Genomic DNA, 15725 nt, shown 5'->3' on the forward strand with positions numbered 1-15725 from the left:
TAAACACCATGCGTCTTGGTATTAAATATTTATTATAACTAGTTTTTACGTATCTTTACATAGTATTGACTAATAGCAAATTATACCTCTATCTATTATAGGCTGATTATTATGTTAGAATAAATTAAATAACAAATATTTAATTTAATCTATAATTTCTATGAGCAATACCCTAATAAAAAAGAGACAACTAGCTTGTATCATGTTTACTGATATTGTTGGCTATACTTCATTAATGAGTAAAGATGAAGGCATAGCGCTTAAAACATTAGATGAAAACAGATTAATTCATCGTTCTATAATTAAAAAATATGATGGCGAATGGATTAAAGAATTAGGTGATGGTATACTCGCTATTTTTTCTACTGCTACAGATGCTGTTTCTGCTTCCTCAGAAATACATATTGCCACAAAAAACAATCCGCATTTAAACATAAGAATAGGTTTGCACCTAAGCGAAATCATTTATGAAAATGGTGACATTTTTGGAGATGGCGTTAATATTGCTTCTAGAGTAGAACCTACAGCTCCTTCTGGTGGTACACATATTACACATGCAGTGCAAAGTAATCTCTATAACAAAAAAGGTATTGAAACTAAGTTTATTGGTGCCTTTCAGTTAAAAAATGTCAAAGAAGAAATAAAAATTTATCAAGTAATAGTAACCGATGAATTTGAAAGTAGCCTTAACATACAAACCGATAATGTATTCTCAAATACCAACGACATATTAAAAAAAAGCATTGCTGTAATGCCTTTTAACAATATGACAAATGATCCAGATCAAGAGTACTTTTGCGAAGGAATAGCAGAAGATATTTTAATTGTACTTTCTAATATAAAAGACTTAAAAATTACAGGAAGAAGTTCTTCTTTTCGATTTAAAAACAGCGAATTATCACAAAAAGAAATAAGTAAAATACTAAACGTTAACCATATTCTAGAAGGTAGCGTAAGAAGAAGCGGAAACAGACTCCGAATAAATGCGCACTTAATAAACGTACAAGAAAACAGCCAAATTTGGGCAGAACGCTATGACAGAGAACTAACAGACATATTTGAAATACAAGATGATATTGCTAATAAAATTTCAAAAAAACTTAAAGTTACCTTATTAGAAAACGCGAATAAAGTAAACCCTGTAAATATGGAAGCCTATGAAATGCTTTTAAAGGGTAGGTATTACGAAGAAAAATTTATTCAAGGTTTTGACAAAGCACTTACCTGTTACACAAGAGCCATAGAGTTAGAGCCCAATTATGCAGAAGCTTATGCTGCTTTGGCAAATATTCATTTTCTATTTACTATGTATCTTATTCACTCTCCAAGAGATGGATTTAGTAAAGCGCAATATTATGCAGACAAAGCACTGTCTATTAATAATGAAATTGCTGCAGCCCATTTTTTAATTGGTCAGATAAATTTTTGGTACCATTGGAATTTCCAAAAAGCAAAAGACCAATACATAAAAGCCTCACAAGCTAGTGTACCTTTTTATTTTACTGGTGTTGCTATAGACCCTTGGTATCATGCCTTTGCAAAAGGAGATTTTGAAGCTGCTGTAAACGCTACTTTAACCATCATGGAAACCAACCCTCTTTCGTTTTTCTATCAATTTTTATTAGGTTGTTTCTATACTTGGGGAAGACAAGCACACAAAGCTAGAAAAGTACTAGAAAATCTGCTTTTAACTATTCCTAACCACTCAGATGCGCAACGTCTGTTAGCCTATAACAGCTTACTAGAAAACGATAGCAAGAGAGCTGTAACCGAAGCTAGAAAAGCTGTGGATTTAGCACACGGTTTAGGATGGTCGCAAATAACCTTAAGTATTGCCTTAGCGCAAAATGGAGACCACGAAGAAGCCATCTCTATTTTAAATAATTTACAATCTAACCAAGAACAAGTAAATATTTCTCCTCTTGGCATAGGACTTATTTACGCGTATTTAGATGATTTTGACAATGCCTTTTTATACCTCAACAAAGCAATTACCTATAAAGACAGCTGGATAATTGCCTTAAAATATGGTCCTGAGTTTAATCCTTTACGTAGCGACCCAAGATTCAATACACTTTTAGAACAAATTAATTATCCAAATTAAACGCAATGTAGAAAGAGAAACAACTATCAAGACATGTATTATGACAAAACTACCAACCAACCATTTAAAACTAGGACAAGAATATATTGCTGCAGATGAAGATGCTATCATTAATGAGATGATACAAGAAATGCAAGCACAAATGGATAAGTTGTATGCTGATAAAAAAATGCTACGTCAAATACATACCAAAATGCATGGCTGTGTTAAGGCTAAATTTATAATTGAACCTAACTTAGATGCCAAGTATAAAGTTGGTGTTTTTAAAGAACCTAAAACCTATGCTAGTTGGGTACGTTTTTCTAATTCGCAAACCCAACCTAAAGCCGATAAGAAAAAAGATATTCGTGGTATAGCTATTAAACTAATGGGTGTTCCTGGTGAAAAAATACTTAATGATAAAAGACACGAAACAACTCATGATTTTTTATTAATGAGCAGCGAAACGTTTTTTTCAAAAAACATTAAAGAATTTAGAGGTACACTAAAAGCATCTATTTCTAAAAGCAAACTAAAACTAGCAGTATACTTTTTAAATCCTAAACATTGGAGCATTCTAAAAAGACTTATGAAAACGTTTGTAAAATGCAACAATCCTTTAAGTATTCCGTATTGGAGCACGCAACCATATCGTTTCGGTCAAAAAAATAAAGCAGTTAAATATTTTTTAAAACCCTCTGCAAATAACAAGTATATCAATGAAAATATAAAAGAGCCTGATTATTTAAAAATCAATATGGCACAAACCCTAAACAATCATGCCGCCAAGTTTGATTTCTATGTGCAGTTTCAAACAGACGTTACTAGTATGCCTATTGAAAATCCTACAGTACCATGGACTTCAGAATTTGTAAAACTAGCAACTCTTGAAATTGTACCGCAACAATTTGACACCAACCAGCAAATAAAATTTGGCGAAGACCTTTCTTTTAATAGTTGGCATGCACTGCCAGAACACAGACCTTTAGGTAGTTTCAATCGTGCACGAAAACGCGTATATGAATATATGTCTGCTTATAGACATAATAAAAACGATATTTTAGAAGCTGAACCCAAAGAAGACCCTTCTTTTTTCAAGGATACCTACAAACATAAAGCGCATACAATTCCGCAAGAAATACCAAAGAAAAAAATATTAAAAAGGGCTGCGCATGTGCTTGTTAATTGTTCTAAACCTATTGCTTTTAACTTTATTTCTAGCAATAATGAATTACCTAATTGGTTAAAGAAACATGCTACCATTCCTGCGGTTATTAATACTGAAGTTATAAAAGGTCCATACAATCAAATTGGTGCAAAACGAAAAGTTTTTTTTGACCACAAACAGTCAACTATAGAAGAACTTATAAGCTATAACCCTTACGCTAATTACGCCTATAAAATCACAGAATTTAATAATTCTATAAAACACTTTTCTAAAGTAGCCTATGGCCAACTTTGGTTTGATACCATAGACGATAAAACTAGAATCACTTGGGAGTATTCTTTTACCTATAAAAACATTTTTGCAAGAATAATACTCAGCATCATACTTACTGTAGTATTCAAAAAATTTATGCAATTAAGTTTAAAACATGCTAAAGAATATATTGAAAATGGCGATTAAAATTAATATTAATTAAACACATTATCTATGAGCAATTCTAATTCAGACACTATTAACCTTACCAGCATCTTTTCTTTAAAATCTCTACTTTGGAAAATATTTGGGGTGATTTTTGCCGTTATTGCTATTAAAGGTTTTATGATTCCTAATCATTTTCTAGATGGTGGTTTGTTAGGGATTTCTATCTTAATCCATGAGTTTTATCATATTAATGTTGGCATACCTTTAATTCTTTTAAACATTCCTTTTGTTATATTAAGCTATAAAAAAATAGGAAAGAATTTTGCAATTCACTCGTTACTATCTCTATTCTTTCTTGGTATATTTCTTAGTTTTCTACCTGTTCCTGCAGTAACACATGACCATTTTTTAACTGCAGCTTTTGGAGGTGTTTTTGTTGGTCTTGGTATAGGATTTGTAATTCGTGGTGGTGGTGTAATTGATGGTCTTGAGGTACTTGCAGATTTTACTCATAAAAAATTTGGTTTAAGCACTTCAGAAATTATAATAGCCATTAATACCGTTGTTTTTTTAGTGATTGCCCTTTATTTAGGAATTGAAAAAGCCATGTACTCTATACTTACTTTTTTTACTGCTGTAAAAGTTTCAGATTATGTTGTAGATGGATTTGAAAAACTAATTTCTTTAACCATAATTTCTCCTAATCCTGAAGTAATTAAAAAGCTCATTGTAAACGACTTTAATAAAGCAATTACCATATATAAAGGAGAGCGTGGTAATTTACCAGGTTCTTATGGCATAAAGCATGATTGTGATATTGTAGTTACTGTAGTAACAAGAATAGAAGTACATAAAATAAAAAAAGCGATTAAACGCATAGACCCAAAAGCGTTTATGTTTATTTTAAATATAAAAGAAGTTGGTGGCGGAATTACAAGCAAAAAGAAACACCACTAAGCAATAGAATACAAAAAAGAGCACCTTACAAAACCCAAGTCTTCAAGCTTACAAACTACAAATATAGCGTATGGTTGTAATGGAAGGAAAGAAAAAATAAGCACCACCTTTTATGGTTATAAATCTTTGTAAGTTTTTTTCTGTTTTATTAATAGGATCCCCTTGAAGCGTAAATTGTTGTTCCTCTCCTTCCTTTGGGTTTTCAACCACACCAATGATAGGATCTGGATCACTATACAACTGTTTTATTTTTGGGTAATTAGACCAAGTATATTGTAAAAACTCAAATTGCCTGCTAATATCTGCACTAAAGCAATTAAAGTACAAACCAACATCTCCTTTAGGTTTGTTATTGGTTGGTGTACCAATAATTGGGTCTCCATATAATCTTGCTCTACGTATTAAACGATGACGATTACTTAATAATAAAGATTTTTTTGGAGTATCGGTTTCAAAACTATCTCTAGGATTCATTCTTCGCAAATGTGAACCAAAAGGACATTTTAAACCTTTAGGATCATCTTTAGCATATAAAAAATCATTTTCATCACTAGTACCACCAGGATCTTTATCTGGAAATTTAGAAAGAGGTGCGCCACTTGGCCACCTGCCTACCATTTTAGATGCTAGTTTAGCACTTTCTGCTTCGTTTATAGATCCATCTTCATTGCGTGTTCTATCATTCATAAAATTCCAAAAACCTTCTACATCTTGCTGCATTTGCCTAATTATAAAGTAGCTTCCGTTTTTACCTAAATCTTTTTTCCCTGTTTTTAAAGGACTTGGTGGCAATAAATTCATATTCCCTTGTGGTTTATCTATAGTTGGTGAATCTGGATATACCTTATAATTATTTTTATAGCCTAGAACAAACTCACCAGGATGCACAGTATTATGCTCAGGACCTATTCTTCCGCTTCCTTTTATTATGGGTTGCGCAATACCATCTCTAAAACCAAAATGCTCTTTATTATCTTTTAAAGTAAGTCCGTCTAAATTTCTCTGTTCTTCTAATCCATGAGACTCAAATTCCGCTTTAAGCGAATTATAATACGTTAAACAAGTCGCTTTATCTTTTCCAAAAACCAAAAGCACAAGTTGTACAGGCGCATTTTTTAATCCTCCCCAAAGCCAATTTTCTGGTGAGCTACTATCAATATCACCTAATAAACTTGTTCTGTGTATTGTGGTCATTCCTTCTTTAAAAGGAGGCGAAAAGGTGTTTATATTTTCTTGAGAAAGCCCTAACTCTGAAAGCCCGTTTGGTGCAAAAGCAATATTAAGACAGGTTTCTGGCAATTGGTCTTTTGCAACTATAGTAGCATTAGTAATTTGATTACAAATACTATTAATCCACTTTTTAGCAGCCTCAGGATTACTTATTTTTAGTAAAGTAAATCTAGAATATTTCATATTACCATAGGCTCTAAAAATATACCCTTGAACGTCTTTTAATTCTATTGTTTGCATTTGTCTTTAAATTAATTCGAATAGTTTTTTTGCTTTTTTAGCATTGAGGTTTTTAGAGAACAGCACTCTTATTTGTGTGTTATTATTTATGTTTTTTATAGATAAACTTGGGTAGGCAGAATACCAAATTTGAGTTGGCAGTTCAGAATCTCTACTCCATGCTAAAAAGTGTTCTTCATCATAAGCACCACCTGTTAGCAAAAAACGTGTTTTAGGAAACACTTTGGTATTAGAAAAAATACCTGTAAGTCCCCAACCACTTTGATCTATAAAATCTCCTAAATATTGCTGCCAGCTACCATCAAAATTGCTAAAAAAAAGCACTCTTTTATTATCATCAAATAACACCCAACGAGCAAAATGTATGGTAGGAATTCCCATAAGTTCACCTTTTACAAACTTTATTGGTATTAAGGTTTTAGCAAAAAGCATCATTGCTTTAAAAGTTATTAATCGAACTTTACCTTCTTTCATTTCTACCAATTGCGAAAACTGATTTTGATAATTAATAACTTTATCTTTTACTAAAACGCCATCTATAGCTTGATCTTCTTTGCTTAAATCTTCACCACTTGTTAAGTCTTCATACTCCTCTAAAATTTTAATTTTATCTGCATCTAAATCACTTCTAGTTTTGGTGTAATGCACATCTTTTCTTTCATAAGCAAACTCTACAATTAAAATCCAAATAATAATTATTGGCAACAAGGCAAGTAATACAATGACTAGTAAAGCAAACTTAAACCAGTTGATTTTTGGCATGCTATATTTTTTATTAAGAAAAGAAAAAGCGGCATTTTCGCGTACATCTTTTTTTAGCTTTTGGTGAATTTGTTGTGCTGTTAAGCCACTCCAATTCTCTGTATCTAATTTTTTCCTTAAATACATTCGTAAATCTTGCTCTTCTCTAATTTGCTTTAAACTTCTGCCTGGACTTCCTTTATAAAAAGCAGAAACTTTAATCATAGATTTCTTTAAAAAAGCAGCTCTAGTTTTAGCGTTACAATTGCCTGGTTCTGGATAATCAATACAACAAGAATAAATTTCATCTAGTAATTGATGTTCCATATCACTACTTAAATCTGCAATATGCGCTAAAACCTCACCATCAAAATTAGAAGAAAAGACTAGCTTAGGATTTCTTTTTGTTCCATTAAAAAAAACAGAATTTTCATCATCTATAACCAACCATCTTAAGTAGTGTATGTTATTATTTTTTTCAAACAATTCATGTTCACCTTTCTCGAGCCTATACTTCATATTAGAGAGCACTTTATACAATTCTGCAAGCCTATCTGGTTTTATAGGAGTTACTAGAGTTAATGGATTTTGCTGACTCATTTTAAAGGAACATTGGTTAGTTATTAATTACTTCTTTGTTTTTTAGATATTCAAAATACCGTAAAGTTCCTTTGCTTCCAGAATTTACAAGATTGGTTTTATCTTGATCTGAAAGATTAAAATCTGTTGCAGAAATACCAAGATCATCAATAAAAATAGTTCTATCTACTAGGTGGCTTTCTTCAAACAAATCAATATCTTGTGCATTCATCAAGGTATCAAACAGATGTTTTATATATAAAAATATCCACATACCATATTTAAATTCTGCCATGTATACCATTTTTTTAAAACCATGTTTTTTTTCTGTGGCTAGTTTTTCTTCATTTTGATTGTCAAAACTGTCATAGATTTTTTTAGGTTCTAAAAACAAACCTAAAGACTCTTGATGATATTCTACAGGGTTTTCATGAAAGCGAGGTTTATCGAAAAAAGATAAGGGATAATTAAAAATAACACCTCCATCTACATAAATATGGTTATTAGGAATATTATTAGAAAACTGCCAACCTTTAAAGAAAAACGGAATAGACATAGAAGCTCTTATAGCTTCTGCAACAATACAGTCTGGGGTTTTATAATTAGAAAATTCGCAAATATTTTTAGTGTTTAAATCGGAAGCAAAAACAATAATTTCTTTGCTTCCTGCTTTTTCAAAATCACTAAAAGTTGCTTTTTGAGTAAGGTTTAAAGAAGAAGCCTCATAGCATTTATAAATAAATTGAAGAATAGCATCACCTGTATATAAACCGTATTTAGTAAAAATACGCAAAGGATTCCAACCGCTTTTAAAAGACTTAAAATCTAACTCACGCATTAAGGTTTCAATGGTAGCTGGAGATAATTGCAATGCAATCATTAAAGCAACAATGGCTCCTGCCGAAGTTCCGGAAACACGTTGAATACCTTTATAAATACCTGCTTTGTCTAATTCTTTTAATGCACCTACATACGCAATACCTTTAACTCCTCCTCCTTTTAATGCTAAGTTCTTGATTTTCATATATATAGTTTCAACTAAATTTACGATTTTTTACCATACAAATCGCAAAACAAGCACACAAACAACTAATAAACAGCCATTTACAAACTAAAAACACCAAGACAAAGATTATTTTTAACATATTTAACTAGCTATTAATCTATTAAATACAGTCGAATGAAAAGGCTATTTAGCCAATGACATAGTGTGGTATTGGCCAGATGGAACCTCTAAAATGTGCCATACCATAAAGATAAAGAAGAACTTATAACATGGTGGAAAAACTGGAAAAGACCACTGGTGGACAAATGTAATTTACCAATAATACATTTTTACCTCTTAAAGTAAACAAACCGTCAAATTACTACAAGTTAGTAGGTACAGATGTAGTCCTTGGAAAAAACGAGTAAAGACAACACATAAAAAACCAGTGTGCAACAACATGTATAATGAATTACTTGCTGAAACAAGCAACTAACCATACACAAGACCTTTACAAATATTTAGCAACAAAACACACCATGAAACCCAGTGTAATATGTAGTAAAATTAGTCTTCTCTATTTTTTTCTTGAATTTTTCTAACAATAGAAGCGGCTACTTTTCTTGGTAAGATTCTTGGTAAGCTTGCAAGAAACTTATTAAAAACACCTGGAATTGCAACTGGTTTTCCTTTTAACATAGACTTATAACCATAAGCTGCTACTTCTTTTGCAGAAGCCATATTAAAGGTAATTTTATTTTCTTTAGCATTTTCTGAAACCGTTTCTTGAAAAGCTGTTTTTGTTGGTCCAGGACATAAAGCAGTAACCGTAACTCCTTTATCTTTTAACTCACATGCAATGGCTTCAGAAAAAGAAAGCATATACCCTTTTGAGGCATAATAAATAGACATTAATGGTCCTGGTTGAAATGCTGCCAATGAAGACATATTTAATATTTTACCAGAATTACGAGCAACCATACCTTTTAAAACTAGTTTAGTTAAATGGGTTGTGGTCATTACATGCACATGCAACATGGCAGATTCGCGTTGCCAATTGGTTTCATAAAAATTTCCAAACAAACCAAAACCTGCATTATTTACAAGTACATCAATTGGAGTGTTATGAATATCATCCATAATTTCTTGGGCAATATTAGGAAGACTTAAATCTTTAGCTAGCGTAATGACTTCTACTTTAAAATCACGTTCTAATTCGGTTTTAACTTTAGCTAGACTATCTGCGTTAATATCTACTAAAATTAATTTATAAGCATCTTTGGCTAACAAAAGGGTTAATTCATAGCCTAATCCTGATGCTGCTCCTGTTATTAATGCGGTTTTGGTCATGTGATGATGTAATGTAAATTAATTTCCGTCTACATAATCCTGTAGGTAGGAATATCTTTCGGTAAGTTTTTTGTTTTGGGTTATTCTTGCTCGTTTTAATCTACCGCGTTTATCATTATTAAAAAATGCTGGAATTACGTGTTCTAAAAACATTTCTCCAAAACCTTCACTGGCATCTTTTGGTAGTTCGCAAGGTAAATTATCTACAGCCATAACGGTTATTGAATTTGGTGCATTAAAAGCTACTTCGGTTTCTGTTTTAGCATCATAACCATAAAAAGGATCTGCTATGGTAGATGCTCTTAACGTAGAAGCCACAGGACCATCTACATCACAAGATATATCTGCTACTAAATTAATACGGAAATCTGGCGATTTTGCATCTTCACGTGTAAATAAATAAGGTGCATTATTACCATAAAAATGTCCTGCAATAAAGAAATCTGTTTCTTTGGCATATGCCATAAAATTACTTTCATAACCAGAAGGGTCTTTATAAAAAGCCCACTTATCTCCTACTTTACCATCCTTGCGTTTTGCATACTCCATAACATCTGCCATAACGTATACTGGCTCTGTAAATTCTGAAGTTAAATACAGTGCATCACTGATTTCTTTTATTTTTAAATGGTCTAGTATTTCTTTAGCACCAAGAGCTACTTTTCCTGTTCCTGTAAGTAATATTTTAATATTTGGTATGGTAATTTTATCTAACTCGGCTTTTACTGCTTCTAAATCTGGAAGGGTTTCAACTTTTGGTAAGTTAAATAAACCATCGCGTAAGCCTAGTGCTCTAAAGCCATTGTAGGCACCTACTAATCCTGCATAACGACCAAAACCTATAAGTCTTGCTCCACTTTGTTTTACAATGGTTTCGTGGTCATACATTTCGATGTTTTTTTCTAGCATGGCTAAAAGTAACTTACGATTGTATGGTTGCTTTTTTATGGTATGCGAAAAGTAAAAATACTTTTTATTAGCAACTAAATTTTCAATAGGTACTTCTTTTACTCCAATCATTACATCTGCATCAGACACATCATCTGTTACCTCAAATCCTAATGCTTTGTATGCTTCATCTGGAAATACTCGAATATCACTTGATTCTACAACAAATTCTGCTTGTGGGTATTGTGCACGAGCTTCGGCTAGTTTTTCTGGTGAAAAAACAACACGTCTGTCTGGTGGATTTTTTCGTTCTTTGATGATTGCGAATTTCATTGAAAATTTATTTATTCATTCTCACAAAAGTGGGAACCTTATTGTTAACTATTGCATTTATTTTCTCCACGTGTTCACGAATATTTGTCAGGAACGTATGGTTGGAATAATTTTTGCACTAAAGTAATAGGAATTGCAAGGTTATACAAACTTTTTAATAACTTTGCATTTGTAAACCGATGCTTTTTGTTTAGGTTTGCTCGCGTTAAGGATTGAGGCATTGTTGAAGCTCTTTTTTGTTTTTCTCAAAAAAAAGCGACTGCCGAAAGCCTGACGCATTTTTGCCCTTAAAAGCAAAAATGGGTAACGCCCAAATTATCATTTTATAAATGGGGTCGACTGGTTTTGACAGCGAGATTAATGAAATGGTAAGCACGTCGAGTAATGAAATTATACTCGTAAATACTTATTTCAAACTTTTTAAACGGCGAGAATAACTACGCTTTAGCTGCCTAATCTGAATTATAGTAAGATTAAGCCTCGTCCTACTAGGTAGGAGAGCTAAATGTCTCTTGAAAGCCTTGGTTAATGGCGTTCTGTATGAGGCATCGTAAATATTGACTATGATTGTGTAGCGCTTTGATGCACTTTCGAGATAAAGAAGATAAGTTGTAAATAGGTTGTCTTTAACCAGCTTACAATCGAAAACCCAAGAAAAGAATAAACGTGTAGAAAGCCCTTTGATTACTTGTTTGGACGAGAGTTCGATTCTCTCCGACTCCACAATTAAGCCTAGCTTACTATTTAAATTAAAGAAAAAAAGCTCAACAAGTTATACTTGATTGAGCTTTGTTGTTTACAGTTTAAAAATTATGTATCTTTTTTAGTTTTAGCAGGTATTTCCTTTAGGCTTTAAAAGAAGAATCTCTAATAACTATATTGCTTTTAATTTCTACAAATTTCGAAGTTATATTTTCTTCAGGATTATCTATTTCATCAATTAAATATTTCATAGCTGTTCTTCCTATTTTTTCTCCAGGCTGATCTACTGTTGTTAATTTGGGGTCAATAATGGTAGAGTAAGAAGAATTACTAAAACCAACTACGGCTATTTCTTCAGGTATTTTAATATTAAATTTTTTTAATGTTTTGATTACTCCAATTGCCGCACCATCTGTAATAGCAAAAATAGCATCGGGCTTTTCTTTAGCACTCAATAAAACATTTGCCATTCGTTTACCTTCTTGCAGAGAGATGTCTTCTACAGTGATTATCATTTTAGGATCTACATCCATATTATGTTCTTTCAATGCTTTTAAATATCCTGAAAACCTTTTTTCAGAATTATAAGAATATTCCCCCTCTTTAATAATCGCAATTCTAGTCTTACCAATATTTATTAAATGGTCTATAAGGTTATACGAAGCCTCTTCATCATTAATAGTAATTTGAGTACACGGAATTTTATTAGACACTTTATCAAATAAAACGATCGGTAAATTATTAAGCGTGGCTAAAATATAATCTACATTTCTTGTTCTTTTAGTAAGGGAGGCTAAAATACCATCTACACCAAATTGTAGCATGGTATTAAACATTTCCTTTTGTTTTTCTACATTATTATTAGACTCAGAAATTATCACCCTATACCCCTTACTTTCTGCTTCTTCAAGTGCTCCTCGCACGATGGTTGTTGTAAAATAATGGGTAATATTTGGCACAATAACTCCTATAATGTTTGTTTTATGTTGTCTAAACCCTTTAGCAAAAATATTTGGAACATAATTTAATTTTGCAGCTAATTTCTGAACCTTATCCTTTGTTTCCAAACTAATATCTGGATGGTCATTCAAAGCTCTAGAAACCGTTGAAATGGATACATTTAATGCCTTTGCTAGTTGTTTTAATGTAGTAACTTCTTTTTTCATAAATAATATTTGTATGCAAACGTTCCCGCAATCGTTTGCATACAAATATCGTACTTTTTTAGATGCAAATTTGTTTATTTCTAATTTATATTAGCATTAAATTAACTAATTCGCAAAACAATGAAACAATTATCCTTTACAGTATTGCTTATATTTAGCGTTACTTTAATGTTCTCACAAACAAAAATTTCAGGAACCATTACAGATCAATCTGGAATACCTATTCCTGGAGCTAATATTTTTATACCAGAAAGTGACTCTGGAACAACTTCAGATTTTGATGGAAATTTTCTATTCACAACGAACCTTACAGGTACGCAAGTAATACAAATATCTTATGTAGGGTATGAAACCTATAGTGAAATGGTAAACCTAGATGGAACTCCAATAAAATTAAACAAATCATTAAAAGAAGGCAGTAACGCATTAGACGAAGTAGTACTTACTGCCTCTTCAACGTTTCGATCTCAAAAAGAGACACCAATGTCTATTAGTTCAATAAAACAAAAGGAAATAACGAAACTCTCGGCCAATAGTCAAGCAGATATAATTAGAAGTATTCCTGGTATTACTGCAGAAGGTGGTGGTGGTGAAACGGCTTCAAATATATTTGTTAGAGGTTTACCGTCTGGTGGTCAATATGTATTTAACCCTTTACAATATGATGGAATGCCATTAATGAGTACCTTCGGATTAAACTCCTCTGCTCATGATGTTTATGCTAGACCAGATATTGGTTTTAAAGGTGTAGAATTTGTTCGTGGTGGTGCTGCCGTTTTATATGGTGCGGGATCTGTAGCGGGTATTATTAATTATACCAGTAAAACAGGAGATTCAAATGCAGAAAATATTATTAATGTAGAATGGGCAGACCAAGGGCGTATAAAAACAGATTTTTATACTGGTGGTAAACTAGGTGGTGAGGACTCTAACACTTACTATGCCCTTACCGGTTTTGTAAGAAAAGACGATGGACCAATTGAAACGGGAATGCCTTCAAAAGGAGTGCAATTTAGAGCGAACATAAAAAAGAAATTTGAAAATGGTTCTTTTACGGTACATGGTCAGTTTATAAATGATAGAGCACAATTCTTTATGCCATTACCTTTAGATGGAGACCGAAAAAGAATCGAGGGAAATGATGGTGAAGCTGTATCTCAATTATTATCTGGTGAATTAGCAAACACTTCCTTTTTAACTCCGGGTGGTGTTTATGAAAGTCCGATAGAAGATGGTGTTTATACTAGTGGTGGTTATATTATGGCAGATTTTAACTATAACTTATCTGATGATTTAAAATTTAAGTCTAAAATAAAATACGCCAATTACAAACACAATTTTGCCTTATATGTTGGTGGTAATGGTGACAATAGCAACCCTATTACTTTAGATGAATATGTAGCTAATATTGCTCCTGGAAACTTAGGCTTTCAAGCACAATATCAAGGTTCAGCTAGTGAAATTAACGGAAACGACTTAGTAATAGACAATTTACACATTGACAGACTAAGACCAATGACCGATTATTCTGGAGAGGCATCGCTAACTAAAAAATTAGAAACATCTTCTGGAACACATAATATTACAGCTGGTACATATTTAGCAAGAACCGAAGCGGAAGATGTAAACTACCAATATAGAGTATTATCTGAATTTAACAACAACCCTAAATTAGTAAACCTTAGCTATACAGCTGCAGACGGAAGTGATGTAATTTTTTCTCAAGGTGGTTTATACAACAGAATAGGAATGACATCTAATAATTATTTATCTCAGAACAAAACAGCATTTTATTTAACAGATGAAATGGTTTTCGATAAATGGCGTTTTGATGTTGGTTTTAGAGTTGAAAATACAGAAGGTACTTTTAGTAAAGGAAATATTGTAGAAAGCCAAGTGTATAATGATCCTTCTTTGACAGCAGAATTAGCCAATGTAAATTATGCTGATGGAAGCTTTACAAGAGCAAATGTAAGTGCAACAGATTGGGCCCTTTCATTAGCCGGTTTGTATAACTTAAATGAAACAGTGAATTTATATGCTAACTTTTCTAAAGGTTTTTTCTTTCCACAAATTAGAGGTTTTGCCCCTATTGCAACCGGTGTAACAGGAAGCAAATACGACTCTGAAAAGATTATTCAGTTTGAAGTAGGTACTAAAGTAGGAACAGAAAAAATCAAAGGTTCTTTGGCTGCTTACTATGTAGGATTAACCGATAGAATTAAAATAGACCAAGGTTTTGTTAGCGGTACCTTAGTAGATTTAACAAGATCAGAACAAAGCACAAGAACCGTAGGTTTAGAAGCTAATTTTGATTATGCTTTTGCCAAAAACTTAAACCTTAGAGGGACAGCAACTTACCAAGATCATGAAATTACTAAAAACGAAATTACTAACTTAACAGATAACACCACAACTACAGAAAATGAGGGAAACGAACTATCAAGACAACCTAACTTTTTAGGTAGCCTTGGAGTATATTTTGATAACAATCAATTTGACGCCTTATTTTCTTTTAACCATACCGGTAGCAAATTTGCTGCAGATAACAATACCGTAGAATTAGATGCAATTACTATAGCACGTCTAGGGGCTGGATATACGTTTAAAATGGGTGAAAATGTAGATAATGATGATACTGTAAGAATAGGGTTCTCTATATTTAATTTATTTGATGATGAGGGCGTAACAGAAGGTGACCCTAGAAATGTAAATCAAGCTGGAGATGCTGAGTTTTTCTACGGAAGACCAATTTTACCAAGAAGATTTTTCTTGACAGCAACATTCAACTTTTAATTCAAAATTATATAATTAGTCTAGCAAGGCATCACTTTCAGTGAAAGAAAGTGATGCCTTGCTTATCCACACTACAAAAACAAAAAA

Annotated in this window: 10 protein-coding genes and 1 other RNA gene; 5 read left to right on the forward strand and 6 right to left on the reverse strand. The window is 32.3% G+C overall.

Going from position 1 to position 15725, the window contains the following annotated elements:
* Positions 1–160: 160 nt before the first annotated feature.
* Genes ACFSSB_RS07555 through ACFSSB_RS07565 form a run of 3 tightly spaced genes read left to right on the forward strand, consistent with a single transcriptional unit; the run spans position 161 to position 4628 of the window.
* Entirely contained in the window at positions 161–2104 is a 1944-nt protein-coding gene (locus tag ACFSSB_RS07555) for an adenylate/guanylate cyclase domain-containing protein (RefSeq protein WP_379902723.1), read from the forward strand.
* A 40-nt stretch (positions 2105–2144) separates the two neighbouring features.
* Positions 2145–3710, forward strand: a complete 1566-nt coding sequence (locus ACFSSB_RS07560) for a hypothetical protein (protein WP_379902726.1) — start codon at positions 2145–2147, stop codon at positions 3708–3710.
* A 27-nt stretch (positions 3711–3737) separates the two neighbouring features.
* On the forward strand, positions 3738–4628 hold the full coding sequence (locus ACFSSB_RS07565; protein WP_379902728.1) for a YitT family protein: 891 nt from the start codon (positions 3738–3740) through the stop codon (positions 4626–4628).
* A 48-nt stretch (positions 4629–4676) separates the two neighbouring features.
* On the opposite strand, the gene ACFSSB_RS07570 is transcribed toward ACFSSB_RS07565, so the two are convergent.
* The 5 genes from ACFSSB_RS07570 to ACFSSB_RS07590 all read right to left on the reverse strand — a co-directional run bounded on the left by ACFSSB_RS07570 (position 4677) and on the right by ACFSSB_RS07590 (position 10974).
* Positions 4677–6098, reverse strand: a complete 1422-nt coding sequence (locus ACFSSB_RS07570) for a Dyp-type peroxidase (protein WP_379902730.1) — start codon at positions 6096–6098, stop codon at positions 4677–4679.
* Between the two features lie 6 nt (positions 6099–6104).
* Positions 6105–7439, reverse strand: coding sequence for a hypothetical protein (locus tag ACFSSB_RS07575; RefSeq protein ID WP_379902733.1), 1335 nt, complete (start codon positions 7437–7439; stop codon positions 6105–6107).
* A gap of 16 nt (positions 7440–7455) precedes the next feature.
* The gene (locus ACFSSB_RS07580; protein WP_379902736.1) at positions 7456–8442 is read right to left on the reverse strand and encodes a patatin-like phospholipase family protein; all 987 of its coding nucleotides are present in this window, start codon (positions 8440–8442) and stop codon (positions 7456–7458) included.
* Positions 8443–8970: 528 nt separating this feature from the next.
* Positions 8971–9753, reverse strand: coding sequence for an SDR family NAD(P)-dependent oxidoreductase (locus ACFSSB_RS07585; RefSeq protein WP_379902739.1), 783 nt, complete (start codon positions 9751–9753; stop codon positions 8971–8973).
* Positions 9754–9771: 18 nt separating this feature from the next.
* Positions 9772–10974 (reverse strand): NAD(P)-dependent oxidoreductase, encoded by a 1203-nt coding sequence (locus ACFSSB_RS07590; protein ID WP_379902742.1) that lies wholly within the window; start codon positions 10972–10974, stop codon positions 9772–9774.
* A 331-nt stretch (positions 10975–11305) separates the two neighbouring features.
* Between ACFSSB_RS07590 and ssrA the strand changes: the two genes are divergently transcribed.
* Positions 11306–11700: a transfer-messenger RNA gene (gene ssrA / locus ACFSSB_RS07595) on the forward strand.
* 119 nt (positions 11701–11819) lie between these two features.
* Here ssrA and ACFSSB_RS07600 read toward each other — a convergent pair.
* Entirely contained in the window at positions 11820–12842 is a 1023-nt protein-coding gene (locus ACFSSB_RS07600; protein ID WP_379902745.1) for a LacI family DNA-binding transcriptional regulator, read from the reverse strand.
* Positions 12843–12962: 120 nt separating this feature from the next.
* Here ACFSSB_RS07600 and ACFSSB_RS07605 point away from each other — a divergent pair, with 120 nt between their 5' ends.
* Positions 12963–15638 carry a TonB-dependent receptor gene (locus tag ACFSSB_RS07605; RefSeq protein ID WP_379902747.1) on the forward strand — a complete coding sequence of 892 codons (2676 nt, stop codon included), beginning with the start codon at positions 12963–12965 and terminating at the stop codon, positions 15636–15638.
* The last annotated feature ends 87 nt before the right edge of the window (positions 15639–15725 follow it).

Source organism: Lacinutrix gracilariae (assembly GCF_042684485.1).
GTDB lineage: Bacteria > Bacteroidota > Bacteroidia > Flavobacteriales > Flavobacteriaceae > Oceanihabitans > Oceanihabitans gracilariae.